27 protein-coding genes and 1 other annotated feature are annotated in these 25,506 nt (G+C 52.9%); of the genes, 3 read left to right on the top strand and 24 right to left on the bottom strand.

Annotated elements, in window-relative coordinates:
• Window positions 1-55 precede the first annotated feature (55 nt).
• The 7 genes from JD108_RS00695 to glmU form a co-directional block, all read right to left on the bottom strand.
• Window positions 56-1,129 (bottom strand): peptidylprolyl isomerase, encoded by a 1,074-nt coding sequence (locus JD108_RS00695; protein WP_198829934.1) that lies wholly within the window; start codon window positions 1,127-1,129, stop codon window positions 56-58.
• A 38-nt stretch (window positions 1,130-1,167) separates the two neighbouring features.
• Window positions 1,168-4,716, bottom strand: a complete 3,549-nt coding sequence (mfd, locus tag JD108_RS00690; RefSeq protein WP_198828138.1) for a transcription-repair coupling factor — start codon at window positions 4,714-4,716, stop codon at window positions 1,168-1,170.
• Window positions 4,717-4,887: 171 nt separating this feature from the next.
• On the bottom strand, window positions 4,888-5,118 hold the full coding sequence (locus tag JD108_RS00685) for an anti-sigma-F factor Fin (RefSeq protein ID WP_198828137.1): 231 nt from the start codon (window positions 5,116-5,118) through the stop codon (window positions 4,888-4,890).
• Between the two features lie 59 nt (window positions 5,119-5,177).
• Entirely contained in the window at window positions 5,178-5,750 is a 573-nt protein-coding gene (gene pth, locus JD108_RS00680) for an aminoacyl-tRNA hydrolase (RefSeq protein WP_198828136.1), read from the bottom strand.
• A gap of 127 nt (window positions 5,751-5,877) precedes the next feature.
• Window positions 5,878-6,498, bottom strand: coding sequence for a 50S ribosomal protein L25 (locus tag JD108_RS00675; RefSeq protein WP_198828135.1), 621 nt, complete (start codon window positions 6,496-6,498; stop codon window positions 5,878-5,880).
• Between the two features lie 86 nt (window positions 6,499-6,584).
• On the bottom strand, window positions 6,585-7,535 hold the full coding sequence (locus JD108_RS00670) for a ribose-phosphate diphosphokinase (RefSeq protein WP_198828134.1): 951 nt from the start codon (window positions 7,533-7,535) through the stop codon (window positions 6,585-6,587).
• A 22-nt stretch (window positions 7,536-7,557) separates the two neighbouring features.
• Entirely contained in the window at window positions 7,558-8,940 is a 1,383-nt protein-coding gene (gene glmU, locus JD108_RS00665; RefSeq protein WP_198828133.1) for a bifunctional UDP-N-acetylglucosamine diphosphorylase/glucosamine-1-phosphate N-acetyltransferase GlmU, read from the bottom strand.
• Window positions 8,941-9,138: 198 nt separating this feature from the next.
• On the opposite strand from glmU, the gene JD108_RS00660 reads away from it, so the two are divergent.
• On the top strand, window positions 9,139-10,161 hold the full coding sequence (locus JD108_RS00660) for a CobW family GTP-binding protein (RefSeq protein WP_198828132.1): 1,023 nt from the start codon (window positions 9,139-9,141) through the stop codon (window positions 10,159-10,161).
• Window positions 10,162-10,207: 46 nt separating this feature from the next.
• Here the strand turns inward: JD108_RS00660 and spoVG are convergent, their stop codons facing one another.
• The 4 genes from spoVG to ispE form a co-directional block, all read right to left on the bottom strand.
• A complete protein-coding gene (spoVG, locus tag JD108_RS00655) occupies window positions 10,208-10,495 on the bottom strand; it encodes a septation regulator SpoVG (RefSeq protein WP_003390224.1) in 288 nt (95 codons plus the stop codon).
• Window positions 10,496-10,685: 190 nt separating this feature from the next.
• Entirely contained in the window at window positions 10,686-11,069 is a 384-nt protein-coding gene (locus JD108_RS00650; protein WP_198828131.1) for a RidA family protein, read from the bottom strand.
• A 15-nt stretch (window positions 11,070-11,084) separates the two neighbouring features.
• Window positions 11,085-11,906, bottom strand: a complete 822-nt coding sequence (gene purR / locus JD108_RS00645) for a pur operon repressor (RefSeq protein ID WP_198828130.1) — start codon at window positions 11,904-11,906, stop codon at window positions 11,085-11,087.
• A 23-nt stretch (window positions 11,907-11,929) separates the two neighbouring features.
• Window positions 11,930-12,841, bottom strand: a complete 912-nt coding sequence (ispE, locus tag JD108_RS00640) for a 4-(cytidine 5'-diphospho)-2-C-methyl-D-erythritol kinase (protein WP_198828129.1) — start codon at window positions 12,839-12,841, stop codon at window positions 11,930-11,932.
• Window positions 12,842-13,138: 297 nt separating this feature from the next.
• Between ispE and JD108_RS00635 the strand changes: the two genes are divergently transcribed.
• Window positions 13,139-13,333 carry a hypothetical protein gene (locus JD108_RS00635; RefSeq protein ID WP_198828128.1) on the top strand — a complete coding sequence of 65 codons (195 nt, stop codon included), beginning with the start codon at window positions 13,139-13,141 and terminating at the stop codon, window positions 13,331-13,333.
• A gap of 316 nt (window positions 13,334-13,649) precedes the next feature.
• Here the strand turns inward: JD108_RS00635 and JD108_RS00630 are convergent, their stop codons facing one another.
• The 8 genes from JD108_RS00630 to metG all read right to left on the bottom strand — a co-directional run bounded on the left by JD108_RS00630 (window position 13,650) and on the right by metG (window position 21,181).
• Entirely contained in the window at window positions 13,650-13,841 is a 192-nt protein-coding gene (locus JD108_RS00630; protein ID WP_198828127.1) for a small, acid-soluble spore protein, alpha/beta type, read from the bottom strand.
• A 77-nt stretch (window positions 13,842-13,918) separates the two neighbouring features.
• Window positions 13,919-14,191 carry a biofilm formation stimulator Veg gene (gene veg / locus JD108_RS00625; protein WP_003390218.1) on the bottom strand — a complete coding sequence of 91 codons (273 nt, stop codon included), beginning with the start codon at window positions 14,189-14,191 and terminating at the stop codon, window positions 13,919-13,921.
• A gap of 212 nt (window positions 14,192-14,403) precedes the next feature.
• Complete coding sequence (gene rsmA, locus JD108_RS00620; protein ID WP_198828126.1) at window positions 14,404-15,297, bottom strand: 16S rRNA (adenine(1518)-N(6)/adenine(1519)-N(6))-dimethyltransferase RsmA; 894 nt, start codon at window positions 15,295-15,297, stop codon at window positions 14,404-14,406.
• Complete coding sequence (gene rnmV / locus JD108_RS00615) at window positions 15,294-15,869, bottom strand: ribonuclease M5 (RefSeq protein ID WP_198828125.1); 576 nt, start codon at window positions 15,867-15,869, stop codon at window positions 15,294-15,296. The genes rsmA and rnmV overlap by 4 nt, the downstream gene beginning before the upstream one ends.
• A gap of 208 nt (window positions 15,870-16,077) precedes the next feature.
• The gene (locus tag JD108_RS00610) at window positions 16,078-17,169 is read right to left on the bottom strand and encodes a resuscitation-promoting factor (protein WP_198828124.1); all 1,092 of its coding nucleotides are present in this window, start codon (window positions 17,167-17,169) and stop codon (window positions 16,078-16,080) included.
• Between the two features lie 348 nt (window positions 17,170-17,517).
• Complete coding sequence (locus JD108_RS00605) at window positions 17,518-18,183, bottom strand: hypothetical protein (protein ID WP_198828123.1); 666 nt, start codon at window positions 18,181-18,183, stop codon at window positions 17,518-17,520.
• A 165-nt stretch (window positions 18,184-18,348) separates the two neighbouring features.
• Window positions 18,349-19,113: a TatD family hydrolase gene (locus JD108_RS00600; RefSeq protein ID WP_198828122.1), complete on the bottom strand. Its 765-nt coding sequence runs from the start codon at window positions 19,111-19,113 to the stop codon at window positions 18,349-18,351.
• A 19-nt stretch (window positions 19,114-19,132) separates the two neighbouring features.
• Entirely contained in the window at window positions 19,133-21,181 is a 2,049-nt protein-coding gene (gene metG / locus JD108_RS00595) for a methionine--tRNA ligase (RefSeq protein ID WP_198828121.1), read from the bottom strand.
• Window positions 21,182-21,221: 40 nt separating this feature from the next.
• Window positions 21,222-21,471, bottom strand: a binding site (T-box leader).
• 426 nt (window positions 21,472-21,897) lie between these two features.
• On the opposite strand from metG, the gene JD108_RS00590 reads away from it, so the two are divergent.
• A complete protein-coding gene (locus tag JD108_RS00590; RefSeq protein WP_049742869.1) occupies window positions 21,898-22,149 on the top strand; it encodes an AbrB/MazE/SpoVT family DNA-binding domain-containing protein in 252 nt (83 codons plus the stop codon).
• A gap of 100 nt (window positions 22,150-22,249) precedes the next feature.
• On the opposite strand, the gene rsmI is transcribed toward JD108_RS00590, so the two are convergent.
• From rsmI to JD108_RS00565, 5 genes are all read right to left on the bottom strand, one after another.
• Window positions 22,250-23,134, bottom strand: coding sequence for a 16S rRNA (cytidine(1402)-2'-O)-methyltransferase (gene rsmI, locus JD108_RS00585; RefSeq protein ID WP_198828120.1), 885 nt, complete (start codon window positions 23,132-23,134; stop codon window positions 22,250-22,252).
• Window positions 23,106-23,414, bottom strand: coding sequence for a GIY-YIG nuclease family protein (locus JD108_RS00580; RefSeq protein ID WP_198828119.1), 309 nt, complete (start codon window positions 23,412-23,414; stop codon window positions 23,106-23,108). The genes rsmI and JD108_RS00580 overlap by 29 nt, the downstream gene beginning before the upstream one ends.
• Window positions 23,389-24,156 (bottom strand): tRNA1(Val) (adenine(37)-N6)-methyltransferase, encoded by a 768-nt coding sequence (locus tag JD108_RS00575; protein ID WP_198828118.1) that lies wholly within the window; start codon window positions 24,154-24,156, stop codon window positions 23,389-23,391. Before JD108_RS00575 ends, JD108_RS00580 begins: the two co-directional genes overlap by 26 nt.
• A gap of 124 nt (window positions 24,157-24,280) precedes the next feature.
• Window positions 24,281-24,649, bottom strand: coding sequence for a DNA replication initiation control protein YabA (gene yabA, locus JD108_RS00570; RefSeq protein ID WP_198828117.1), 369 nt, complete (start codon window positions 24,647-24,649; stop codon window positions 24,281-24,283).
• Window positions 24,650-24,693: 44 nt separating this feature from the next.
• The gene (locus JD108_RS00565) at window positions 24,694-25,506 is read right to left on the bottom strand and encodes a PSP1 domain-containing protein (protein WP_198828116.1); all 813 of its coding nucleotides are present in this window, start codon (window positions 25,504-25,506) and stop codon (window positions 24,694-24,696) included.

The raw sequence follows: 25,506 nt of genomic DNA, 5'->3' as shown, positions 1-25,506 counted from the left end.
TATATGCGAGAAAACGAAAAAACAGGGAACGGCTGTCCCTGTTTTTCCTCCGTCATTATGAAGCTGGTTTGGTTTCCGGAATGTTGTATTTCGTGATGAGCTTGTCCAGCTCTACCTTATTAAAATGATCGTATTTCTGCTCCAGCGCCTGATTTTCCAGCTGCGCTTTCATTTCTTCAAACGTTTTTTCTTTGCGGCTTTCCACGCGCATGATGTGATAGCCGTACTCCGTCTTGACAGGCTCGCTGATTTCATTCAGCGCGAGCTTCATAGCTGCATCCTGGAATTCGGGCACCCACTGGCTGACGTCCGCATCCGCGTACAGACCGCCGGATTCCTTGCTCCCCGGATCATCCGTGTTTTCTGTCGCCAGTTTCGCAAAGTCTTCCCCTTTTTTCAGGCGGGCTACGAGGTCGTTGGCTACTTTCAGCGCTTCCTCAGGCTTGTTGTTGTGCTTTTCAAACGAAACCAGAATGTGGCGAACGGAGGCGACGGTAATCGATGCTTTATCCAAGCCCTCGTATGTCTTTTTCAGCTCCGCGTCGTTAATGTCCTTTTTCAGGACCGCCATCGACTTGTTGATCAACACCATCTGCTCGATGATCGTTTGTTGATCCAACTCCTGGTTTTTCAACAGTTGCTCAAATTTGGACGGGTCCTTGCCAAGCAAGCCCATGTACTGTCCCTTGATGTTTTCAAAGGTTTTCTCGGCCAGCTCCTGAGATTCCTTCTGGGTCGCCTCATCTGCTGCGCGGGCGGCCAGGATCTTGGTAGCGGTGTACTCCCGTGCAAAGATTTTCAGCGACTCCTGGTCAATGCTTTCGATCATCGCTCCTTGCATGGGGTTCAAGAAATTGATGACGCGCAGGAATGTCTCGAACTCTTGCGCCGTCAAACTGCCGTCCTGGTATTCCACCAGAACCGTTTTGGGATCGACCGTATACGGCAGATTCAGTTTTTTAAATTGGTCCAACACATCATCAGGCTGCGTGGCCTGTTCGCCGTTTTGCGCGGGCTGGGTCTGGTCAGCAGGCTTAGCCGCGGAGTCCTTACCCGCCGCTCCGCCGCAACCGGTCAAAAGGGACACGGCCAGCACTGCTGAAGACAACAAAGCAACAGATCGTTTCATCATTTGTGGATCTCCCTTCTCGGAAACCCGTGGCTTTCTCAAGACACGGGCCTCTCCGTACTGGTGTCTTTGCGCACCATGTGAAATTGGCGAAGCAGCTTTTCCACCAGCTGCACGCCCTCGTCTTCCCGTAACCCCTTTACTTTAACAGTTATCACGATCTGTTGTCCACCTGACAAGCCGACCCGCCTGCTCCAATTGCTGGCAAGCGCAAACAGCGCGCCCCCGTCGATATTGTTGTTTTGGCTGGGATGCAAGAAGAGTTTGATCTCGTCCGGATTCTTCTGGCTGATCTCGGTGATCTTATGCTCCAGCGCATAGACCCGCAGACGCGAAATCGTCAGCAGATTCTCCACCGGCTTGGTCAAAGGCCCGAAGCGGTCAAGCAGCTCCTCCGCGAGATCGTCCACATCCTCCAGCGTCGAGACCGCGACGAACTTTTTGTACATCTCGATCTTTTGCCGGCTGTCCGTAATGTAGGTAGACGGGAGGTACGCATCCAGCTGCAGGTTGATTTCCACAGGAGGTGCCGCTTCCTGCTTCACTTCGCCCTTCAGCTCGTCGATCGCGTCCTTCAGCATCTGGCTGTACAAATCAAAACCGACCGAGTTGATGAAGCCGTGCTGCTCCGCCCCCAGCAGATTGCCCGCCCCGCGAATGGACAAATCGCGCATGGCAATTTTGAAACCGGAGCCCAATTCTGTAAATTCCTTGATGGCCTGCAGACGCTTTTCCGCTACCTCTGTCAGCACTTTATCCCGCTGATAGGTAAAGTACGCGTAAGCAATCCGGTTGGAACGCCCGACGCGCCCCCGCAGCTGATAGAGCTGGGACAGCCCCATCTTGTCCGCATTGTGAATGATCAGCGTGTTGACGTTGGGGATGTCCACCCCTGTCTCGATGATGGTCGTGCTGACCAGGACATCGTAGTTGCCTTCCAAAAAGTCCAGGATGACGCTCTCCAGTTCGCTCTCGTTCATTTGGCCGTGCGCCACCGCGATGCGCGCGTCCGGCACCAGCATGGAGATCTGTTCCGCCATCTGCTCGATTCCCTGCACCTGGTTGTACAGGAAAAAGACCTGGCCGCCTCGGGCCATTTCCCGCTCGATCGCCTCGCGCACCAAGGCCGGGCTGTACTCCATCACATAGGTCTGCACCGGGAAGCGGTTTTCCGGCGGCGTTTCGATGACCGACAAATCGCGGACGCCGATCATCGACATATGCAGGGTACGCGGGATCGGCGTCGCCGTCAAGGTGAGCACGTCCACATTGGTTTTCAATTGCTTTAGCTTTTCCTTGTGGCTGACCCCGAATCGCTGCTCCTCGTCGACGATCAACAGGCCGAGATCGCGGAATTGAATATCCTTGGAGAGCAGACGGTGCGTTCCGATTACGACATCGACAATCCCGTCCTTCAGCCCCTTCATCGTGGCATTCTGCTCCTTGCGGGAACGGAAGCGGCTGAGTACCTCTACTCGGATCGGATAATCGGCGAAGCGCTCCCGGAAAGTTTCGTAGTGCTGCTGGGCAAGGATCGTCGTCGGAACCAGCACCGCTACCTGCTTGCCCTCCATGACCGCCTTGAACGCCGCGCGAATGGCCACCTCTGTCTTGCCGTAGCCGACGTCGCCGCAGACGAGCCGGTCCATCGGGCGTCTCTTCTCCATGTCTTGCTTCACTTCCGCGATCGCGCGGAGCTGGTCAGGCGTTTCCTGGTACGGGAACATCGCTTCGAACTCCCGCTGCTCCTCCGTATCTCGGGAGAAAGCATGGCCGACAGCCGCCTCCCTCGCTGCGTACAGCTTGATCAGGTCCTCGGCGATGTCTTTTACGGAGGACTGGACTTTGTTTTTGACGCGCTTCCACTCGCTGCCGCCGAGGCTGTACACCTTGGGCTGGCTTTCCTCGCTGGCCACGTATTTCTGGACGTGATCGATCTGCTCGATCGGCACAAACAGGCTGTCCCCGCCGGCGTATTGAATATGCAAGTAATCTTTGTGAATTCCGAGTATTTCCTTGGTTTCTATCCCTAAATACTTTCCGATTCCGTGGTTGATATGGACGACGTAATCACCCGGCTTCAGCTCCAGGTAGTTCTTGATCCGCTCGGCGTTTGTCATCGTCTGCTGCACTTTGCGGGCCTTGCGCTGCTTGGCGGTAAAGACCTCGCCCTCCGTGATGACGACTAGCTTGTTCAGCGGCAGTTCGAAGCCTGTTTGCAGATTGCCCAGGATGATTGTGGGCCGCCCCGGGGGCACTGTCGACGCCTCTTCGGTTAAGAGATCCGCCTCCATCTCGTAGTCGTGCAGGACGCGCTCCAATCTTTTTGCTCGTTCCAGATCGGCCGCGACAAAAACGATCTGGTCCTGCGCTTTTTTCCAGCGAGCCAGCTCCGTTTTCAGCACATTCATCTGGCCGTGAAAATTTTGCATCGTGCGGCAGGTGAGATTGACGATATTCTGCGGCTGCGTTTTGGGGGACTGGCGCAGAAATAGCGACAGATAGACGATCTGCCGCTGTTTGGAAGAGATGATCTCCTCATACGGGCGGGACAGGCTCAGATTTGCCATGTACTCTCCTTGCATAATCCGTCCGGTCAGCCATTCTCCCTCTTCCTTTTGAAGCTGTGCAGCCGTGTCCAAGACGCGAGACGGTTCATCGACGATCAGAACCGTGTCTTGCGGCATATAGGACAAAAGCGTATCCTGCTCAGGGTAGATCACGGAAATATAGGAGTACAGATGAGGAAAACGCTGTCCCTGCTTCATCCGCTCCACGTCGCCGCCGATATTTTCGACGACTTTTTCTTTGGCGGCCGCATCCTTCAGTTTGGCTACGGTCTCGCCGAGCTTTTGCTCCAGACGAACTGATGATTCCTGCAGCAGCGCGGTAGACGCGAACATCTCCTTGGCGGGTCCGATCGTGTAGCTTTGGATCGATTCCAGGGAACGCTGCGTCGCCATGTCAAAGCTGCGGATCGAGTCGATTTCTACATCAAACAGTTCAATGCGGACCGGCCATTCGGCGTCAATCGGATACAGGTCCACGATGCCGCCACGAACGCTCAGCTCGCCTTTCCTTTCCACCATATCCACTCGCTCGTATCCGAGTTCGATACATCGCAGCAGAAACGCGTCTATATCCAGCTCTTGCCCGACCGACAGCTCGATTTGCGATTCCTTCCAGACGTGCGGAGGAATCGCCAGACGGCGCAAACCGGCATAAGGCACAACCAAAAAACCCGTAAAGCCTTTGGCCAAACGGTTGCACACGTGAATGCGCTGCGCCAGAATGTCGGGACTGGCAACAGCCAGCTCCGACCCAATCAGTTCGTTCCCGGGATAAAGCAGCACATCTTCCGCAGGGACAAGCTCGATGAGGTCCTCATATACCTTCTGCGCCTGGAACATGTTATGGGTAATGACGCAGATCGGACGATTGCTCATCTGCCTTAGGGCAACCATCAAAGCTTGCCGTGCGGAGCCCGCCAGACCGGAGACGAGCTGTTCGCTCAGTCCGGTCTCCAATCCGGCTACAATCGTGCCGATATGGGCATCCTGTTTCATCGGGTTAATGATGACTTGCATTCACTGGTCCCCTCTCAGGTTTTTCTGTGTTGAACAAACGTATACTCCGCCTCTATGCGCAAAAGCCGGATCGGCAGTGATGATAGCGCTGCCAGTCGACCATGCGAAAAGAAGCCTTAGCTTAAGCAAGCCAAGGCCTTGTATCTGCAAGCCTTCGAAAGCACTGCCCGTTTATTGCAACGGGTTCCCTATCAATGAGAGCTCCGGGTACAATTGCAGCCCGTCGCGGCAATAACCGCACGTGATGCTGACCACGGTGTCTCCCCCTAGTTCTCTGGATATTATAAGAGCACGTTCCTCTTCGGTCAAGGAGTTCAACCCCAGCTGTTCCTCCGATACCTGGGTTTCGTCAAACTCCGCGATCCTCATGCCGCAGCAGCGGCATTCATAGCGAATGCTCATCCCTACAAACCTCCCAGCCATTCCTAGGCTTAGTATGACCGGGAGAGTGGCAAAACATACTAAGGTTTGGCGGTCGTGTTGTACTGATTCATCACTTTTACAAACGGCTCTCGCGTCCACATCGCAGCCGCAGCTGCAGCCAGCTCGGCGGCTTCATCGATCAGCGGACGCTCTGTCGCAGAAAAAGGGTGAAGCACATAATCGCTGACGCTCCGGCCCGGCTCCGGACGGCCGATCCCGATTTTGATCCGCTTAAACTCCTGGGTCCCCATATGCTGAATCAGCGATTTGATGCCATTATGGCCGCCTGCGCTTCCTTTTTCCCTGAGGCGGAGTTGTCCAGGGGGCAGATCGAGATCATCGTAGATGACCACGATGTCCTCCGGCCCTAGTTTGTAAAACTTCAAGATTTCGGCTACGGATTCGCCAGACAGGTTCATGTAGGTCTGCGGCTTCACGAGGAGTACCTTCTCTTCCTCGATCCGTCCTTCGCCGACCAACGCACGGAATTTGTTCTGCTGAACAGGTATGTTCCATTTGTCTTTAATTTTATCTATGGCTAAAAAACCAGCATTATGTCTAGTATCTTCATATTTTTTGCCGGGATTGCCCAGTCCGATGATTACTTTCACGCCTGCTCCCTCCTCATTCTCCCCTACATTCTACCGCAAAATAGAGAAGGAAACAAAGAAACCCTGACACAGAAAAAATGCCCTGACGGCAACATCAGGGCATTTTTGCAATGAACAGAAGCCGACGCTAGACCTTTTGTGCATCGTCCGTTTGCGCGGCGGCATTTTCCGCCGTCGCTTCCGCCGCCTGCTCGGCCTCGATCGACTCATCCGATTTGGCTTTTACCGGCAGAACGCTGATGACGACTTCCATCTCGTCCAGACCGAGGTCGATATTTGGCGGAACTTCCAGATCCTTGACCAGCACCACGTCCCCGATCTGCAGACCGTCTACATTCACGGTAAACGACTCGGGAATATTTCCAGGGAGGCAGGAGATCTCTACACTGTGGCGGACCAGCGTGGCCACTCCCAGCTCCGGGTCTCCCGTCATGAGAATCGGAACACTCGTATGAACTTTTTCATTCATATTGATCTTTTTAAAATCAGCGTGCAGGATATTCCCCATCACCGGATGGCGCTGCAGCTCGTAGACCATTACCATGTGCTCGTTTCCATTGATCACCAGGGAAAAGGGCTTGTTCGTCGTCTGCTGACGGAGAGCCTGATCCAACTGGCGTCCTTCTACCTGAATCGGAAGATTTTCAATGTCGGAACCGTAAATGACGGCGGGAATCCAGCCTCTTCGTCTCAATCCTTTGTTCGTCGTCTCTCCCTTGCGGCGAATGCTCGCCTGTATCGCTTCCATAAAAAAACCTCCTCTGGCAGCTAGAAGTTTCTTCCTACCTTCTAGCTTGTCCAGTGGAGGTCTTCTCCATCCCTGAAGATGGCCGTTTAGTCAAACAGCTTGCTGACCGACAGTTCTTCATGCACGCGGATAATGGCTTCCCCAATAATCGGCGCAACCGACAGCACCTTGATTTTGTCAATGAGCTGTTCCTGCGTCAGCGGAATGGTATTGGTCACGACGAGTTCGCTGATTTTCGAGTTGGCGATCCGTTCAATGGCAGGGCCAGAGAGGACCGGATGTGTGCAGCATGCGTAGACATCACGAGCACCTGCCTCAATCAGGGCGCTGGCTGCGAGCGTGATCGTGCCCGCTGTGTCAATGATGTCATCGATGATAATGGCTGTTTTCCCGTCGATGTTTCCGACGATATTCATCACTTCCGCGACGTTTGGCTCCGGGCGGCGTTTGTCGATAATCGCGATCGGCGCTTCCAGACGTTCGGCCAGTCTGCGGGCGCGCGTCACGCCACCGTGGTCAGGGGAGACGACGACGATGTCTTTCAGCCCCTTCTCGGAGAAGTATTTGCCCAAAATCGGTACTCCCAGCAGATGATCGACCGGGATGTCAAAGAATCCCTGGATCTGGGTCGCATGCAAATCCATCGTGATGACGCGGTGCGCACCGGCCGTCTCGATCAGATTGGCAACCAGTTTGGCCGTAATCGGATCGCGGGCGCGCGCTTTGCGGTCCTGGCGAGCATACCCGTAGTAGGGGATGACGACGTTGATGCTTTTGGCCGAAGCGCGCTTCAGTGCATCCACCATGACCAAAAGCTCCATCAGATGTTCGTTTACCGGTGCCGAGGTGGGTTGGATGACAAAGACATCACAGCCCCGCACGCTTTCGTTCAATTTGATCTGACATTCGCCATCGCTGAAGCGTACGGCTTCCGAATTGCCCAGCGGGACGCCGATGTGCTCGGCAATCTCCTTCGCCAGCTGAGGGTTTGCATTGCACGTAAATACCTTCAGTTTGGGGTCGCGGTAATTAGCCATTATCTTTCAAGAACCTCCCGTGTTATTCCTTTTTGCCTTTTCGCGGCATTTTTTTTGCATATCCTGGTTTGTTCACCTGACGTTCGCGGGCAATGGCCAGCGCGTCATCCGGCACATCCAGATTGATCGTGGAGCCGGCTGCTACATATGCGTTCTTCCCGACAGTTACCGGGGCCACCAGATTGGTATTGCAACCAATAAAAGCGCCATCCTTCACGACGGTTTTATGCTTGACCGCACCATCGTAGTTTACCGTGATAGTGCCGCAACCGATGTTGACATCTTCGCCAATTTCCGCGTCACCCAGATAGCTGTGGTGGGGCACCTTGGACCCCTTGCCAATTTTCGCATTTTTCAATTCCACAAAATCGCCAATTTTTGCGTTCGGACCGATCTCCGTCCCCGGACGCACATAGGCAAACGGGCCGATAGTCGTCTGACTGTCCACCTGTGCATCAATGAGTACCGAGTAAGAGATGGTCACACCGTCTGCCACGCGCGTATTGCGCAGATCTGCCTGCGGCCCGATGACGCAATCGCTGCCGATGGTTGTCCCTCTCCGCAGGTAGGTGCCCGGCTGGATCACGGTATCCGGCCCAATCTCGACATCTGCCTCAATATACGTGGACAGCGGATCGATAATCGATACGCCGTTTTTCATATGGCGAACGGCAATGCGCTTGCGCATATAAGCTTCCGCTTCTGACAACTGTGCACGGTCGTTGACACCCATGGTTTCATCCGGATCCCTTGCTTCGAAGGCGACTACCTTCTCACCGGCATCCCGAAGAATACCAATGCAATCTGTCACATAGTATTCTCCTTGTACGTTATCATTTTTCACCTGGGCCAGTGTATTCCACAATTTTTGGTTGTCAAAACAGTATATGCCTGTATTAATCTCTTTGATCGCCCGTACCTCTTCAGAGGCGTCCTTATGTTCGACGATTTTTACAACTTCGCCAGCAGCGTTGCGGACCATCCGGCCATATCCGGTCGGGTCGGGCAACACCGCTGTCAGCACAGTCGCTGCCGCCTGCTGCTCCTCATGAAAACGCAACAGCTCCGTCAATGTCTCCTCGGACAAGAGGGGGACATCGCCGTACAAAATAAACGTCGTTCCTTCTTTTCCCTGTAAAAGCGGCGCCGCCTGCTGCACGGCATGAGCTGTACCCAGCTGTTCACTTTGCAGGGCGTACTTCACCCGATCGCCCAGTGCAGCCTGAACCGTGTCGGCACCATGTCCGACGACGACCACGACATCCTCCACCCGCATGGACGCCAGCGTATCCACGACATGCTGGACCATCGGCTTTCCGCAAACGGGATGCAGGACTTTGTACAGCTTTGACTTCATCCGTGTTCCTTGACCTGCTGCTAGTACTACGGCATGGATATTCGACATGTCAACCCTCCAGCGTAGAAGTTCCACAATGACTATATCTTAATCATATGGGGATTTCAAGATAATCGGCGCATGATCCTCTAATCGTAACAGACAAGCAAATGGACTTTCGGCACGGTTTGACGCTGCCAGAAGCCTGTTTTATGATGGAATTGGCAAAGCTGCCAAAATATTTAGGTAAGAAGGAGGACGGATGCGATGAAGGCCGGCGTCTATATCTTGACGGGCTATCTGGGCAGCGGAAAAACGACCCTGCTGCAGAAGCTGCTCGCCTATTTGCGCAAACGGGACGGGCAGGTGGTTGTTCTGATGAACGAAATGGGCGAAGAAGACATTGACGGCGAACAGCTGCAAGGCTTCGGCTTTCCCGTGAAGAAACTCCTCGATGGATGCATCTGCTGCTCGATCCAAGGTGAGTTGACAGAGGGGCTGAAGGAGATTCTCTCCAGTTTTACGCCCGACCATATCCTGATCGAAACGACCGGGGTGGCTGACCCGGTGGATGTCGTGGACGCGCTGGCACATCCGGAACTCTACGACAATCTGGACCTCAAAGGGATTGTCAGCGTAGTGGACGCTTCCCGTTTTCGCGATCTGAACTCCCGCTTTTCATCCAAAGGCTCGCTGGTCAAGACCATCCGCAATCAGGTCAAATACGCCGATTTGCTTCTATTAAATAAAAGCGATCTGGTCTCTGCCGACGCCTTGGAAAAAGTGAAAGCCAAGGTGTCCGAGCTGAATCCCTACGCCCCGGTCCACGTCACCATCCACGGGGAGATGGAGCTCGATCAGCTGCTTTGGGTAAAGCGGATTGGGGAAAAGGCAGCACTGGAGAGAGAATCAGGACGGACGGGCGGTCCCGCCGTGCAAAAAAGCATCGGCAAGCTGTCCGTTTTGGGAAAAGTGAAGCAGTCTCTCGGGCTGGATCGTTCCGAACCCTCTTTGTACAATAGTATTGAAACATTTTCCTACCATTTTACTGGGCCGGTCGATGGAGAAAAATTCGAGGATTTTCTTTGGGATCTGCCGAAAAACGTCTACCGCGCCAAAGGCTATGTGCTCTTCAAGGGGCGGGATGAACTGATCTCTTTTCAGCATACGGATAATCAGGTTCATTTGTTTCCCTTTGAAAATTTTGGGCCAAAAATGGTCGCGGTGTTTATAGGAGAAGGATTGGACAAGGAAAAAATCATTGCAGATTTGCAAGCCTGCTATGCATGAACAAGGCACCCCGTCCTATGACAGGGTGCCTGTTTTTTCAAAATGGTTATGCGCCTGCTTCGATGGTGCTCTCTTCTTCCTGACCTACACGCTCATATTCGCTTAGTACTGCTGCCTGAATCTTTTCGCGCGTCGCCGAGGAAATCGGATGAGCAATATCGCGGAATTCCCCATCGGGGGTGCGCTTGCTCGGCATTGCTACGAACATGCCATTGTTTCCGTCGATTACACGGATATCATGAACCACAAATTCGTGGTCGATGGTAATGGATGCAATGGCTTTCATACGACCATCCGTATTCACGCGGCGAAGTCTAACATCTGTTACTTCCATCATGTTCACTCCCTTTATCTATAAAAAAAGCGTTTAGGAGTATTTCCACGCACTGGGTAAATATTCCTGCTCCGTTTACCGAAATTTTGCAAAAAAATCTATAATTTTCTCCAGCATACTCCAATTATTACTAAAAGACAAGCCCGGCACGCGGGTGGTGCCGGGCTTTGGTTCCGGAAACGTTGATTTTTTACTCGCCCAAATAGGCGATGACTTCGATTTCCACCTGTACATCGCGAGGCAGTCGGGCGACTTCCACAGTCGAACGGGCGGGCTTATGATCTCCGAAATAGTGGCCGTACACTTCATTCAAGCGACCAAAGTCGTCCATGTTTTTGATAAACACGGTAGCCTTTACGACGTCCGACAGGGTCAAGCCTGCTTCTGCCAGCACCCCTTTGATGTTGGCAAATACCTGATGAGTCTGCGCGACGATGTCCCCTTCGACCAACGTGCCGTCCGGACGGAGCGGAATCTGGCCGGAGGCGTACAAAAAGGAACCTGCCTTGACGGCTTGACTATACGGTCCGATTGCTGCCGGAGCTTGATTGGTGGATACGAATGAAATTCCCATAACCTTGACTCCCTTCTATTTTTGAAAGTAACTGCCCAGTTCGATTTCGATCTGCTTGCCTTTGATGTCGACCTCCTGAAGCTTGGCCAGGGAGACGTATTCATCTACCAGCCGCTCGGAGACATCGGCGGTTTCCACCAGCACGCCGCATCCGATGACGGTCGCGCGGAATTCCTGCAAGAGATCGATCATCCCCCGCACGGTGCCGCCCGCCTTCATGAAGTCGTCGACGATCAGGACGCGCGATTGTTCCGGCAGGGCCCGACGAGCGAGCGACATCGTTTGAATGCGCTTGCTGGAACCGGATACATAGTTGATGCTGACGACCGATCCCTCTGTCACTTTGTTGTCCCGCCTTACGATCACGACCGGGACATTCAGATAGAGGGCTGTCGCATACGCAAGCGGAATTCCTTTTGTCTCGACGGTCATGACCACTTCTACGTTCTTGTCCGCGAAAGCCGAAGCAAACAGCTTGCCGATCTTTGACATGGTGATGGGATTTCCCAAAATATCGGACATGTACAAGTACCCGCCAGGCAAGAGGCGTTCCGGATTGCCCAGGTGGGTAATTAATTCTTTCATGAAGTCTAGCGCGTCTTCTGTCTTGACCTTGGGAATGAACTTCACTCCCCCGGCCGCCCCCGCCACCGTAGTCAATACGCCCACGCCCTGACTCTCAAACGCCTCTTTGATGATCGACAGATCTTCACTGATGGAAGATTTCGCGGCTCCGTATTGCTCAGCAAACACGGTGAGTGGAATCAGCGTGTGGGGCTGGGCAAGCAAGTGCTGCGTCATATCGACGAGGCGGGCACTTCTGCGCAATTTCTTCATGTTTCTTCCTCCAAAACCGAATATTATGGTGCTAATGTATCACTTCCATACGTATTATGGCAAGCTTTTCCCCGCTCGGCGACTCCCAACATGCGGGCGACAAAGACATCTTTGACAAAACCCCGCAAGGCATTATAAATGCGATGAACCTTTGCCTCTTTTTGGACCAGGGCAAAAACAGTGGGGCCGCTGCCGGACATCAGCACGCCGTCTGCACCGGAGGACTCCATCAATTCCTTGATCTGACGGACCTGCGGGTGCATCTGGAGCGTGACCTCCTCCAGCACATTGCCGAGGGATGAGCACATCAGCGAAAAATTCTGTTCGTGTATCGCTGTCAGCATCTTTTCTGTAGCCGGATGATGTTGAATTTCCTTTACGCGCAAGTTGCCGTACACATCCGCTGTCGACACGCCAATCGGCGGCTTGGCCAGTATGATCCAGCACGGCGGCGGCGGCGGCAGATGATCGATCTGCTCCCCCCTGCCCGTAGCCAGTGCGGTTCCGCCATACACACAAAAGGGCACGTCCGAGCCAATTTCCGCCCCGATCTGGGCCAGCTCGTCCAGTCCCAGGCCTAGATTCCAAAGCTGATTTAATCCTCTCAATGCGGCGGCGGCATCGCTGCTTCCCCCTGCAAGCCCGGCCGCTACCGGAATCTGCTTGTCTATGTAGATTCGTACTCCATGCGGTACTTGATAGCGTTCCTTGAGCAGCACCGCCGCTTTATAGGCGTGGTTTCTGCTGTCGTCGGGTACAAAGCTGGCTGAACAATCCAGCGAAATAGAGCCGTCATCGCGCAAGGTCAGATCAACCCGGTCCGCCAGGTCTACTGTGGTCATCACCATTTCTACTTCGTGATAGCCGTCAGGACGTTTGGCCAGTACATCAAGCGTTAAATTAATTTTGGCGGGCGCTTTGACCGAGATACGCACGTTGTTCACCTCTGCCTACGATCTGATGATTTCCTAGTCTCTTATTGTAGCACAGGGGGATTCTGCCATGCCAGTAGCGGGGAAACGAGGCTGTGATGAGAAAAATCATGGTTCTCCATGGTTTAAAAGATTATAAAGAAGTAACAATGGCAGTCTGGTGAGGATTCAGAAGGTCATTGTTACCGACTTATGGCAGTTTATATCTGTATCCTTTTGGTTGATAATTCCGTCTGAAATAACAAGAAAATAAATACGGGTATCAAAGCGTCCATTAACAAGAAAGTGGTGACATGATCAATGAGTGCGATCGCTATTGGGTTTACCTTTATGATTGCTGCGAGCTTATTGTGGATGATTTTTAGCACGATTAAAAATAACAAACTGCCAAAAAAGACGGATTATACTCCTTTTGATGACATGATGTCGGGACGCGTTGACAAAGGTCCGATTGAATCATTTATGAATCAGAACGAGAATGAAAAAGAGCATTGAAAAGATTCTACCTCATTTTTTATCCATCATTGCTTCACCCGGATTTTTTTTGAAAAGCAACGGTCCCGTGAAGAAGCATGTTTCCCTGCGTTGCGACTGTGGAGCCCAGCCCAGCGGAGGGGCGATTCGCGGGAAAAGGGGCGCAACGTGGGATGACCTCGGAGCGTTTCTGCTTTTGCGCACCCCCGCGAATCGTCCCGGAGTGGACAGGATAAGCGCCCTTGCGGGCGGAGCCCGGAGCTTAGCAGGGAAACATGCTTCTTCTCACTGCGGCATCGGATAAAAAAAGAAAGCCGGGTTTCCCCGGCCTTCCTTGTCAACGAGTATTCGTGGTATTTTGCTTCGCTAACGCTTCCTCGGCAATCTGAATGGCGCGTTTGACCAGATTCCCTGCGTCACGCGTCGTGATGGCACCCCATCCCTCGGTTTTCACGGTATCGTAAAACCCTAGTTCCTTGGCAAGCTCCATCTTGAACTCATCAGACATGATGCCTCGTCTGCGACCCATAAACACCCTCCCTTTCTCGTTGACAAACCTAGTATGCACGGGAAGGGACAAAAAAAACAGTAGAGCCTGGGTCGGCTCTACTGTTGTACAAATGTAATGCGAATGTGCTCGTTCTCTCTGCAGACAGTCAACTCAACTGTTTCCGTCAAAATGTCAGCATAGCTGTATGAAACCCGTTCAAACAATTGATCGTCGTCAAGCTTGACTACAAAAACTGACGGGTATGTTTCTTCGAGGATGCCCGTCCGCTCGACGGTCTTGCGTCGACCGCCATTGGCCTTAAGTAGGATGCGTTCGCCAATGTGCCCGTCTAAACTGCGTTTAATGTCAAGTAACGCGTTTCTTGCCATTGTTCCATCCACCTCGCTTGATTCCATTGTAACAGCATATGCTTATTTTGTCAAACAAATAAAAAATTATAGCAATCCGTCCGAGTTTTTGTCAACGACCTTTTTTTCGATAATGGCGGGGATATTTGTCGATTTTCATTCATTTTTTAAAATGGCGGCAAAAAACCCCAGGTTTGCGTATTTCACGCAACTATCCTGGGGCTCCATCTGGTTTATTTTGTTAACAATTGGCGTCGAACTGCCTCGTTTGCGAGCTGGGCAAATTCTTCGATCGACAAGGTTTCCCCCCGTCTGCTGGGTTCGATGCCGAGATCGGCTAGCATCTGTATTACCTCTTCTTTTCTTGTCTTGTCAAACAGCCCACTCATCAGGTTGTTCAGGAGGGTCTTTCGGCGCTGGGCAAAACAGGCCCGAACGACCCGAAAGAACAGGCCTTCCTCTTCTACCTCTACCGGAGGGACGTCCCGTATCTTCAGGCGAATCACTGCAGAGTCTACATTGGGGCGAGGGATAAAGACACTGGCTGGCACCACCATCGCCACTTCCGTCTCCGCATAAAATTGGGCAGCCACGCTCAATGATCCGTAATCCTTGGTGCCCGGTTTGGCGGCAATTCTCTCCGCCACCTCTTTTTGAATCATGACCACAATATTTTCCAGAGGCAATCTCTCTTCCAAGAGCTTCATCAGAATAGGCGTCGTCACATAGTACGGGAGGTTGGCGACAACGCTGACCTTCTCGTAGCCCTTTAGCTTGTCCCGAAAGAGGGCGGCCAGATCCAGTTCCAGCACATCGCCGTGCACCACCTCTACGTTGTCGTAGGGCGCCAGCGTGTCGCCCAGGATGGGCAGCAGCCGTTGGTCGATCTCAATGGCGATGACACGCCCTGCGGCGCGGCAGAGCTGTTCCGTCAGTGCGCCAATCCCCGGACCGATCTCGATGACGGCTCTGGATTTATCCAGATGGGCGGCATCTACGATATTGTGCAGGATATTGGTGTCAATCAAAAAGTTTTGGCCCAGGCTCTTTTTAAAGGAGAAGCCGTATTTCTCCAAAACCTCTCTGGTTCTGGTTGGGGTGGCAATATCTTTTCCTGAGGCATTCATCTGGCCTGACCCTCCTTACGATCCTCTGCATCTGCTGATTGTATCGCTTCCATCGCTTCGAGAAACTCTTCCCGCGTGATCTGAAACGCATTGAGGCGAGCCAGCATCTGCTTGGCATTGGCGTAACCGACGCCGAGACGCTCCCCCAGCTTGATTCGCCGCTCTTTGGAGCCCGCTCCCGATGTAAGCCCGTACTGAAGCATATCATCTGCGGTAATTTCCCCCGGGCTTTCCGCCATTTCGCTCCTCACATCCCGAAGCGCACGGACAATCGTCTCAGGGGATGCGTTTTCCACGCCGATGTCGCCCTTTCGAGTACCGTCTGCTTGCGTGATAAAGGCGTGCTTGCAGCCCGGCACAGCCCGACTGATGATCTTTCGAATCCGCTCTCCCTGATAGTCCGGATCTGTAAAGATGATGACGCCTCGCTTGCTCTGCGCGAGGCGAATCCGCTCAATCGTTTTGTCGTTAATCGCCGATCCGCCTGTTTCGATCGTATCGGCATCGACGGCTCGCTTGATCGCGGCTGTATCATCTCGCCCCTCGACGACAATGACTTCCTTAATCTTCATGCTGGTGCTCCCGCTTTCATAAAATGTCTATTGACGGTAGTAGTTTGTGAAACGTTTTTGGCCTTCTTCCGTCTTACTTAATAACACAGCTTAACACATTCTCCCATGAGAAAACCACTGTCCTGTCTCCGGCCCGCTCCCTGCGCTGACGCAGTCAATCATGCGATCCCGGAACAGAAAAAAGAGACAGAGGCAATGAGCCCCTGTCCTACGGTTTTTCCGGTCCGATAATATAGACGGTACGGTTTCGCTTTCGGCCAAACTGAACCGCGTCTGCATCGGTACTCACGAATACATCGATCTTAGAGCCGCGTATGGCTCCTCCTGTATCTTCTGCTCGACGGTAGCCTATCCCGTCGATAAATACCCACCATCCGAGCGGAATGACCTTTGGATCGACCGCGATGGTGTGCCCTGCCTTTGCCTTTACTCCCGTCGCCGTCCGCCCGTATCCAGGCGATCCTGGAGGCTTCCCGCCGCCAGACGGTGAGTAGGCCGTTAAAGTAACCCCGTTCAAGACCTTTTTGGGCCGGAACACTTTCCCACCACGGGAGACCATTCCCGCCGCGGATGCTACGACTCGATTCGACTGATCGTCGATCTGAACAGCCACTGCTGTCCCTACCGCTACGATGCGATCTTTTTTTGGTGTGATGACATCTCGCTTGATCAGTTCACGGGAGACTTCCTTGCCGTTCTCCGTGACCAATTTATAATGCGCGAGGGCTTTCCCTTCCTGACCTTCTTGGATGACACGCGTTTTCCCTTTTGCGAGAACGGGATCGTTTTTGCGCATTTCCTGAAAAGCGACCCGCTCCTCGAGCTGCACTACTTTTTCCTCTACACGCGTGATGACAATGCTGGTCTCTTTGGAAAGAGCCTCTGCAAGAGCCGGTTCTACCCGATCCTGCTGTCTGACTGCGATGCCCGCATCCTGAAGTGCGCCTGCTACGTCGCGCTTCAAGGTATGCACTACTTTTGTCTGCCCGTCCACCTGGACTGGTATCGCCCAGCTGGTATGTAAGGTAATGGTTGCTCCATTTTTTATTTTCGTGTTTGCGTCTGGTTGTAGTTGATCTTTTTCCGTTACCGTAATGTGACGTTCGGCCAAAAACTGTTCGACGGTGGAGGCTTTGGTCGCGACCTGTTTCGTGGTCCCATCCATCGTGAACATAACCTGTTTTGGCTGGGTGGCTTGGGCAGAGAAATAGCCAATCATGGGAACCAGCACCAGAGCGAGACCGCCAAAAACGGCGATGGCTCGTTTCTTTTGCCTATCCCACATCGTGCGTAACTCCATTTCCCACACTCCTTTTTCTTGGAAAAGCATAGGCATGCTTTTCGCGTCTAGCCAGGCAAGGGTTGATGAAATCGCACCAATATTTTGGAAATTGGCCTTTCTGAACAAGGTCGGTTTTGATTGTATGCTACTTTTTTCTCTTTGTCAAATTCCCTCTGCCTGAGGATTTCGATTGTCTACCAGCCTAGCATCAACCGATTGACGAATGGAAGCGGGTTTCTGTCGAGGGTGCCTGTCGATTTGATAGGAATCTTTCGACACACGTACCTTCATGATATGCAGGGATGTCCTTTAAAAGAACGAGTTTTTTTTGCGGTGGATAAAAATGGGTCCCAGAGGCTGCGCCCACTACTCTTTCTCCTTTTGTTGCAAGGAGATGATTTTTCGAATCAACTCTTTCTTGATTTTCCCCCCGTATTCTTTTTGCAAAAAGAATACATCCTCATTCTCTTCCAATACCTCCTTCTTGATGGTATAAACCACTCGATCATCCCTGATCCTCACCTTTCCCTGAACGCCGCCGAGGGGAGAGTAGGTGTCAGATTTTTGGTTTTTGCGCAAGAAAACAAGGTAGGCATTCCCTTTCTTCATGACAGGCGAATCCACTACGGTTTGTTCCACGATTTTCGCTTGGTGTTGTCCGGTACTCGGTTTGTTTATCGCTACTTTTCCGTAATCTACCGGTCCTCCCACTTCCGCGATGACCATCTCCTGTAACGCACGGTCCCCTTTATACAACTCCGTAATGGCTGCCTTGGATACGGTTTGAGCAGCCGTTTCACGCACCATCTCCACCGATTGATCGATGATTTTGATTTCAGCTACCACGTCTGCATCTGCATACATCTCTTCTATGCTTGAATACATGGAGTCCATCAACGCTCGGGTCGAAACTGTTGGATATTCTGATTCGCTTGCGTACAGATCATCATGATTTGAAGTTGCTCCGTAAAAGGCAAGGAATGCCACAGCAATCGCCACGAGCACGATGGTCATTGCCGTTTTGATCTTCATATTATCTGCCCCCTCCCACTGGCTGATGGTTTGTCGGGAACATGCGGATTGGCACGAAAGAAAGAAAAAGTGCACCCGCGTTGATACATTGGGTTTCCGAAATCGCCAATGTCTCTTGTTGCGGATGCACTTTATCGGACAAGCCTGATCTTTATTCGTTAGTCATTACAACCGGAACAGCCTTCGAGCATTCTCGCTCGTCACCTGCGCCATCTCTTCGTAGGACAGCCCTCGGATCGCAGCCATCTCTTCGCATACGTAGCGGACATAGCCCGACTCATTGCGCTTCCCGCGGAAGGGATGCGGCGTCAGGTACGGACAGTCTGTCTCGATCAGCAGACGGTCGAGCGGCACCTTGGCTGCCACTTCTTTGGGCTGCTTGGCGTTTTTAAAGGTCAGCGGCCCGCCGAAGGAAATGTAGAAGTTCATGTCCAGCGCCAGCTTGGCGGTCTCCCAGCTGCCGGAAAAGCAGTGCATGATGCCGCCCACCTCGGCTGCTTTTTCTTCCCGCAAAATGTTGATCACATCCTGATGGGCATCGCGGTTGTGGATGATGATCGGCATGCCCAGCTTGCGGGCCAGGCGGATTTGCTTGCGGAATACCTCGGCCTGCACATCGCGCGGCGAGGTGTCCCAGTAGTAGTCCAAGCCCATCTCGCCGAGGCCGACTACTTTGGGGTGGCGGCTCAACTCCTCCAGCCACTCCAGGTGCTCATCCGTCATATCTTTAGCATCCTGCGGGTGCCAGCCGACGACTGCGTAGATAAAGTCATGGCTCTCCGCAAGCTGCAGGCAGGTCGGAATCGTTTCTGCGTTAAACCCGATGTTGACGATGGTACTGACGCCATTTTCCCGAGCGCGAGCGATTACCTCATCGCGGTCTTCGTCAAACGCCGGGGCGTTGAGGTGCGCGTGCGTTTCGAATAACAACTGTGCGTCCTCCCTTTCCTTATTTCACAATGGCCCCGTTCGGCATGCTCGGATCTACGGTTGCCAGCGTCAGCTGATCGCCCGCAGAAGCGGCCAGGATCATGCCCTGGGAGAGCTCGCCGCGCAGTTTCACCGGCTTCAGATTGGCGACGACGATTACTTTTTGGCCGACCAAATCCTCCGGAGCGTAGTATTTGGCGATGCCCGACACCACCTGGCGCTTTTCATAGCCCAGATCCAGTTGAAGAATCAACAGTTTATCCGCATTGGGGTGCTTGGCGCATTCGACGACCTGCGCGACACGCAGCTCAACCTTCCCAAAATCATCGATGCCGATCTCTTCTTTTGCGTCCTCTGGTTTTTCTGTTGCAGCAGTCTCCGCTACCTTGTCGGCTGCAGCTGCTTTTTCATTTGCAGTGTCCACGGATGCTCCTCCTTTTAATGCCTCTTGCTTCTTCTTGTTTTCTTCGGCCTGACGGCGCGCTTCCGCCGTAGACTCATCGATAAAGGCCAGCTCAGCCGCCACGTCCAGACGCGGGAATAACAGCTCCTTGCGCGTCACCTTGCTTCCTGCCGGCAGACCGCCCCACACACCGGCCGATTCCCAGGTGCAGGCTTCCGGATTGTCCAGGATGCCCAGCTGATCCCAGATTTTCGCCGGAGTCTTGGTCATGAAGGGCTGAATCAGGATCGAGGAGATGCGGATGCTCTCCATCAGATTGTACATCACCGTAGCCAGGCGCCCCTTGGTCTCGTCGGATTTCGCCAGATTCCACGGCATGGTCTCGTCGATGTATTTATTGGTGCGGCCCACCAATTCCCAGATGTGGGCGAGCGCATTGCTAAAGCGCATCTCGTCCAGATGCTCTTCTACGAGGGCTTTGGTCTTGGTCGCCAGTTCGATCAGACTGTCGTCTGGCTCTCCCTTTTCCTGCGGGGCCGGCACAGCGCCGTCAAAATACTTCTCGATCATGATCGTCGTGCGGCTCAGCAGATTGCCGATGTCATTGGCCAGATCGTAGTTGAGACGCTGAATGAAGCTCTCCGGCGTAAATACTCCGTCCTGGCCGAACTGAATCTCACGGAGCAGGAAGTAGCGCACACTGTCCGATCCGTAGCGGTCGATCAGCAGCTTGGGATCGATCACGTTTCCTTTGGATTTCGACATCTTGCCATCCGGCATCAGCAGCCAGCCATGGCCAAACACCTTTTTCGGCAGGGGCAGATCGAGTGCCATCAACAAAATCGGCCAGTAAATCGTATGGAAACGGAGGATGTCTTTGCCGACCAGATGCACATCGGCTGGCCAGTAGCGCTGGTATTTGCTGTCGTCTTCGGACAGGTAGCCGAGCGCGGTGATGTAATTCGCCAGCGCGTCGATCCAGACGTAGATCACATGCGCCGGATCGCTTGGCACCTGGATCCCCCAGTCGAAGGTGCTGCGGGAGACACTGAGATCCTGCAGACCGGGCTTCAGGAAGTTGTTGATCATCTCATTGCGACGGGTCTCCGGCTGAATAAACTCCGGATTCGCCTCGATGTGCTGGAGCAATTTGTCCTGATATTTGGACAGGCGGAAGAAGTAGTTTTGCTCTTTGACCTTCTTGACTTCGCGTCCGCAGTCGGGACAGAAATAACCTTTGTCGGTCTTGCACTGCGTCTCCGTCCAGAAAGCCTCGTCCGGCACACAGTAAAAGCCCTCATACTCTCCCAGATAGATATCTCCCTGATCGAGCAGGCGCTGAAAGATTTTTTGCACCACTACCTTATGGCGGGGCTGTGTGGTGCGGATAAAGTCATCGTAGGAGATGTCCAGCTTTTCCCACAGGTCCCGAATCCAGTCGACGATCGGATCGATGAACTCCAGGGGCTGCTTGCCGTCTTCAGCAGCTCTCTCCTGCAGCTTTTGTCCGTGCTCATCCGTTCCGGTGAGGTAGTAGACATCATAGCCGCGCAAGCGTTTGTAGCGGGCCATGGCATCCGCCGCAATCGTGGTATACGCATTTCCGATGTGCAGCTTGTTGCTGGGGTAATAAATCGGCGTGGTAATGTAATAGGTCGGTTTCATACCAGGGTAACCTCCTTCAAAAAATAAAAAACCCGCCCCGGATTGGGACGAGTTTGTTCTCGTGGTACCACCCAAATACTCCGCTTTCTCACGAAAAACGGACTTGGCGAGTCATCTCTGGTGACTCCGCCTGTAACGCAGGCACGCGTCACGAACTACGCTAAGCCATTCGGCTGTTCATCCGTGAAACTCGGGGCCCATCTTCAGCTTGGTCTCTTATACCGGTTTGCAGCTACCCCGGCTCTCTGCGATAAGCGAAACAAGCCTACTCTTCCCGTCATGGTCGATTACATATGATCCTTGGTTGCTTCCTATTCTATTGTACACAATAGGGTTTGTTTGTAAACCTTTCCTTCGGCGGAAACCTAGATCCGATAGATTGGTGTGTTTTGTCGAACAACAATTTGAGCCCATCATATTTTGTCGAATAAAATCTACATATTCGACATGAAGTGACTAAATCGACACTGAGAAATCCCAGTTATTTTTTTACATACATCCTGCCACATGTAAAAAATTACATATGTAAACGGTGCTATTAATTGATTTTGAATGTAAAAAACAAATTTGTCTTCAAGGAAATGTAAAAAGCATGTTGACACCTTTGGGAATCGCTGGTATGATGAAAACACCGGAAATTGTCGAATATTGACGATTATAAATTCGATTCAAACAATATACGACATTTTAAACATCTTTGAGAGGAGAGGCTGTACATGATGAAATCGACAGGAATTGTTAGAAAAGTGGACGAGCTGGGTCGCGTGGTGATTCCGATCGAACTGCGCCGTACGTTGGGTATTGCTGAAAAGGATGCGCTGGAGATTTACGTGGACGGCGAGCGCATTATTCTGAAAAAGTACGAGCCTGCCTGCATCTTCTGTGGAAATGCGGATCGTGTCTCCCATTTTAAAGGAAAAATCGTTTGCCAAGACTGTCTGACGGAAATGCCAGTCGTCAAACGCTAATTGTTATCTCGCCATGATATGGCTGCATTTGCTTGCATAATAAAGAGGCTGGTCTTTTGAACCAGCCTCTCTTTTTTTTTGCTTTCGACGATGACTGCGATTACTGCGGGTATTCGCGGTGGTACTCGTTGTACACATCGCGTTTGGACACACCCCGGTCGTCTGCGGCCAGCTTGATCGCTTCTTTTTTGCTGAAGCCCTGATCGCAGTACCTGTCGACATGCTCGACGATGGTGACGTGCATCCACCACTGTTCTTCATCGGGATTTTTTTCGCTGTCCTGCGTGAAGCCTTCGACAATGAGACAGTATTCACCGCGCGGCTCATTTTCCTTGAGGTGCTGAATTAGCTCGTCCAGCCTGCCTCGAGCGAATTCCTCATACCGCTTGGTCAACTCCCTAGCGAGGACGGCTCTCCTGTCCCCCCACTCTTCGCGGATCGCCTCCAGGGTCTTCGCGATACGGTGAGGCGCTTCGTAGAACAGCAGGGTCTCGGGATAATAACGCAGCCGCTCCAACTCCTTGCGGCGATCTTTGTTTTCCCGCGGCAAGAATCCGCAAAAGACGAAGCGGTCGGTCGGCAGGCCGGAAGCGATCAGCGCGGTCAAAGCGGCGTTGGCCCCGGGGATGGGCACCACCGGAAAACCTGCAGCTACCGCGTCCCGCACCAGATCCGCACCGGGATCCGAGATCGCGGGCAGTCCCGCATCACTCACCAAAGCGATTTGCCTGCCCTCCTCCAGCCACTGCAAGAGCCCGCTCCCGCTCGCTTCTTTATTGTGCTCGTGGTAGCTCACGGTGCGCTTGTCGATCTGAAAATGATTGAGGAGCTTTCGCGTTTGCCGCGTATCCTCACAAGCGATCACGTCAACAGAACGGAGGGTCTCCAGGCAGCGGACGGAGATGTCATCCAGATTGCCGATCGGTGTCGCGACCAGATAGAGCACACCCGTTTTTTCACTTAGAAAACTTCTCTGGATGTTCATCCGTATCATCCTTCCCCTGCACAATCAGATTTTCTTTTTGCAAGCGAGTCAGCCGTTTGATCGCTTCCTCCCGGCGCAGCCCCCAGGATCGGTCCGTCCCTTCCTCTACATAGAGGAGCTCCACCGGTCCCCGCCCTCTCGTGTACTTGGCTCCTTTGCCTTCGTTGTGTTCGCGCAGTCTGCGCTCCATCTCGGTGGTATAGCCTGTGTAGTACGTGCCGTCCGCACAGCGCAGGATATAGACAAAATGAGCCTTATGCGAGGGAATCCCGTCTTCCAAAATAGATCTCCTGCAGTTCTTCACAGTATTCCTCCCCGTTTTCGTAGACAATCAGCGGGGGCTGAATCCGCAGCTCCGGCTTGCCATTGCGGATTCCTTCGATCAATACCATATTGGGCTCGGCATCGCGTCTTGGATATACCAGCCGCATCCGTTTCGGTTCGATATGGTACGTTCGCATCAGGGTGACGATGTCGATCAGCCGTGTCGAGCGGTGCACGAGGGCGAGCTTTCCTCCGTTTTTCAACAGCTGGCTGCCCACGCGGATGACGTCCTCCAGCGAAAGGAGAATCTCGTGGCGGGCGATGGCAAAGTGTTCGCTCAGATTCTGCTCACCGCTGGCTGCCGGCATGTACGGCGGATTGCAGGTAATGAGATCAAATTTTCCGTAACCGAAGAGCCCTACCGCTTCCTTCACGTCCCCCAGATGCATGGTGAGCCGCTCCTGCAGCCCGTTCAATTGCACATTGCGGCTGGCCATATCATAAAGGCGCGGCTGAATCTCGATGCCCTCAAAAACAGCTTCGGGCGAGCGTGTCGTCATGATCAGCGGAATCGCTCCGTTTCCGGTGCACATGTCCAGCACGCGTCCCCGCTTGGGTACGGAGGCAAATCGCGCCAGCAGCACGGCATCCATCGAAAAACAAAATACTTCATGGCTTTGGATAATTTTCATTTCGTGAGTCAACAGATCGTCAATTCGCTCCGACTCGTAGAGCGGCACATTTTTCTCTGCTTCCATGCTAGGTTCTTGCTCCTTTGGCGGCAGTGGCGTCGCCCGCCCAATCTTCTAGGTCTGAAAAAGCGACCTGCAGGAATGATCAGGTCGCTTGGTTTGCCGATTCAGTTGCTTCATGTCTGCTTCCTTACTTTTGCACGCTGCTGAGGAAAGAGAGGCAGAACAAGCAATCTCCCTCTTTACGCAAGCTGCCGAAGTGCACATTGCAAATATGGAAGCCTTCCGCGTAGAGTCGCGCCAGATTATCATACCCTTCTCCGACTACCTTTTTCTTGGCGTCATCTACTTTAACCTGCTCCGACCGTTTTTGTTTCGGCGGAGAGGCAGTCGCTTTTTTGTCCAGTCGGTTGCGAAGGTGCTGGTTTTCAACGAGTAATTGGGCGTTCTCCTCCATCAAGACCACGATGACGTCCTTTAACTCACCAATTTCTTGATACAGTTCGCCAATTCGTTCTTCAATACTGGCCATCTTGACGAAGATTTCCCGTTTGTCCACTTGCTCACCTCATCCTGGCTCCCCGTACTTTGTCTATCTGTCGCTTACAGGTGGGGCTGGCCCACAATGACTTCATCCGTCGTAAATTCCATGATCCGTCTGTTTTCGGAAAGCTCTACCTGCATCGAGTGGTCCAGAATGTTCAAGGATACCACGCGCCCCGCGCCGAGCGGCGTCGTGACGACTGCCCCAATGTCCGGCATCTCATCCCGAGTGCTTTCGTAGTTGTCATTTTCGTACTTCAGACAGCACATCAGGCGTCCGCACAAGCCGGAGATCTTCGCCGGGTTGAGCGAGAGATTCTGATCTTTTGCCATCTTGATCGAGACCGGCTCGAAATCGCCTAGAAAGGTAGAGCAGCAGAGAAGCCGTCCACAAGGCCCGATACCCCCGAGCATTTTGGCTTCATCGCGTACACCAATCTGGCGCAGCTCAATCCGCGTGCGGAAGACGGAAGCCAGATCCTTCACCAGCTCGCGAAAGTCGACGCGGCCGTCCGCTGTGAAGTAAAAAATGATCTTGTTGCGGTCAAATGTGTATTCGACGTCGACAAGCTTCATATCCAGCTTGTGTTCCTTGATTTTGGTCTGACAGACGGCAAACGCGTTTTTGGCGGCCTGCTTGTTTTCTTCGACCTGCCTTGCGTCCTTTTCGTCGGCCATCCGAATGACTTTCTTCAACGGCAATACGACATCCGAGTCGGCTACCTGCTTGCGGCCGATTACGACCTTGCCGTACTCCACCCCTCTCGCCGTCTCTACGATCACGGATGAATCCCGCTCGATGGGCAGCTGGTCGGGGTCAAAGTAATATATTTTGCCCGCTTTTTTAAAACGGACACCTACAACCTCGTACAA

The sequence above is a fragment of the Brevibacillus composti genome, assembly GCF_016406105.1.
Classification (GTDB): Bacteria; Bacillota; Bacilli; order Brevibacillales; family Brevibacillaceae; genus Brevibacillus; species Brevibacillus composti.
The sequence above is the reverse complement of the archived record's forward strand: the minus strand, read 5'-3'. Positions and strand labels throughout refer to the sequence as shown.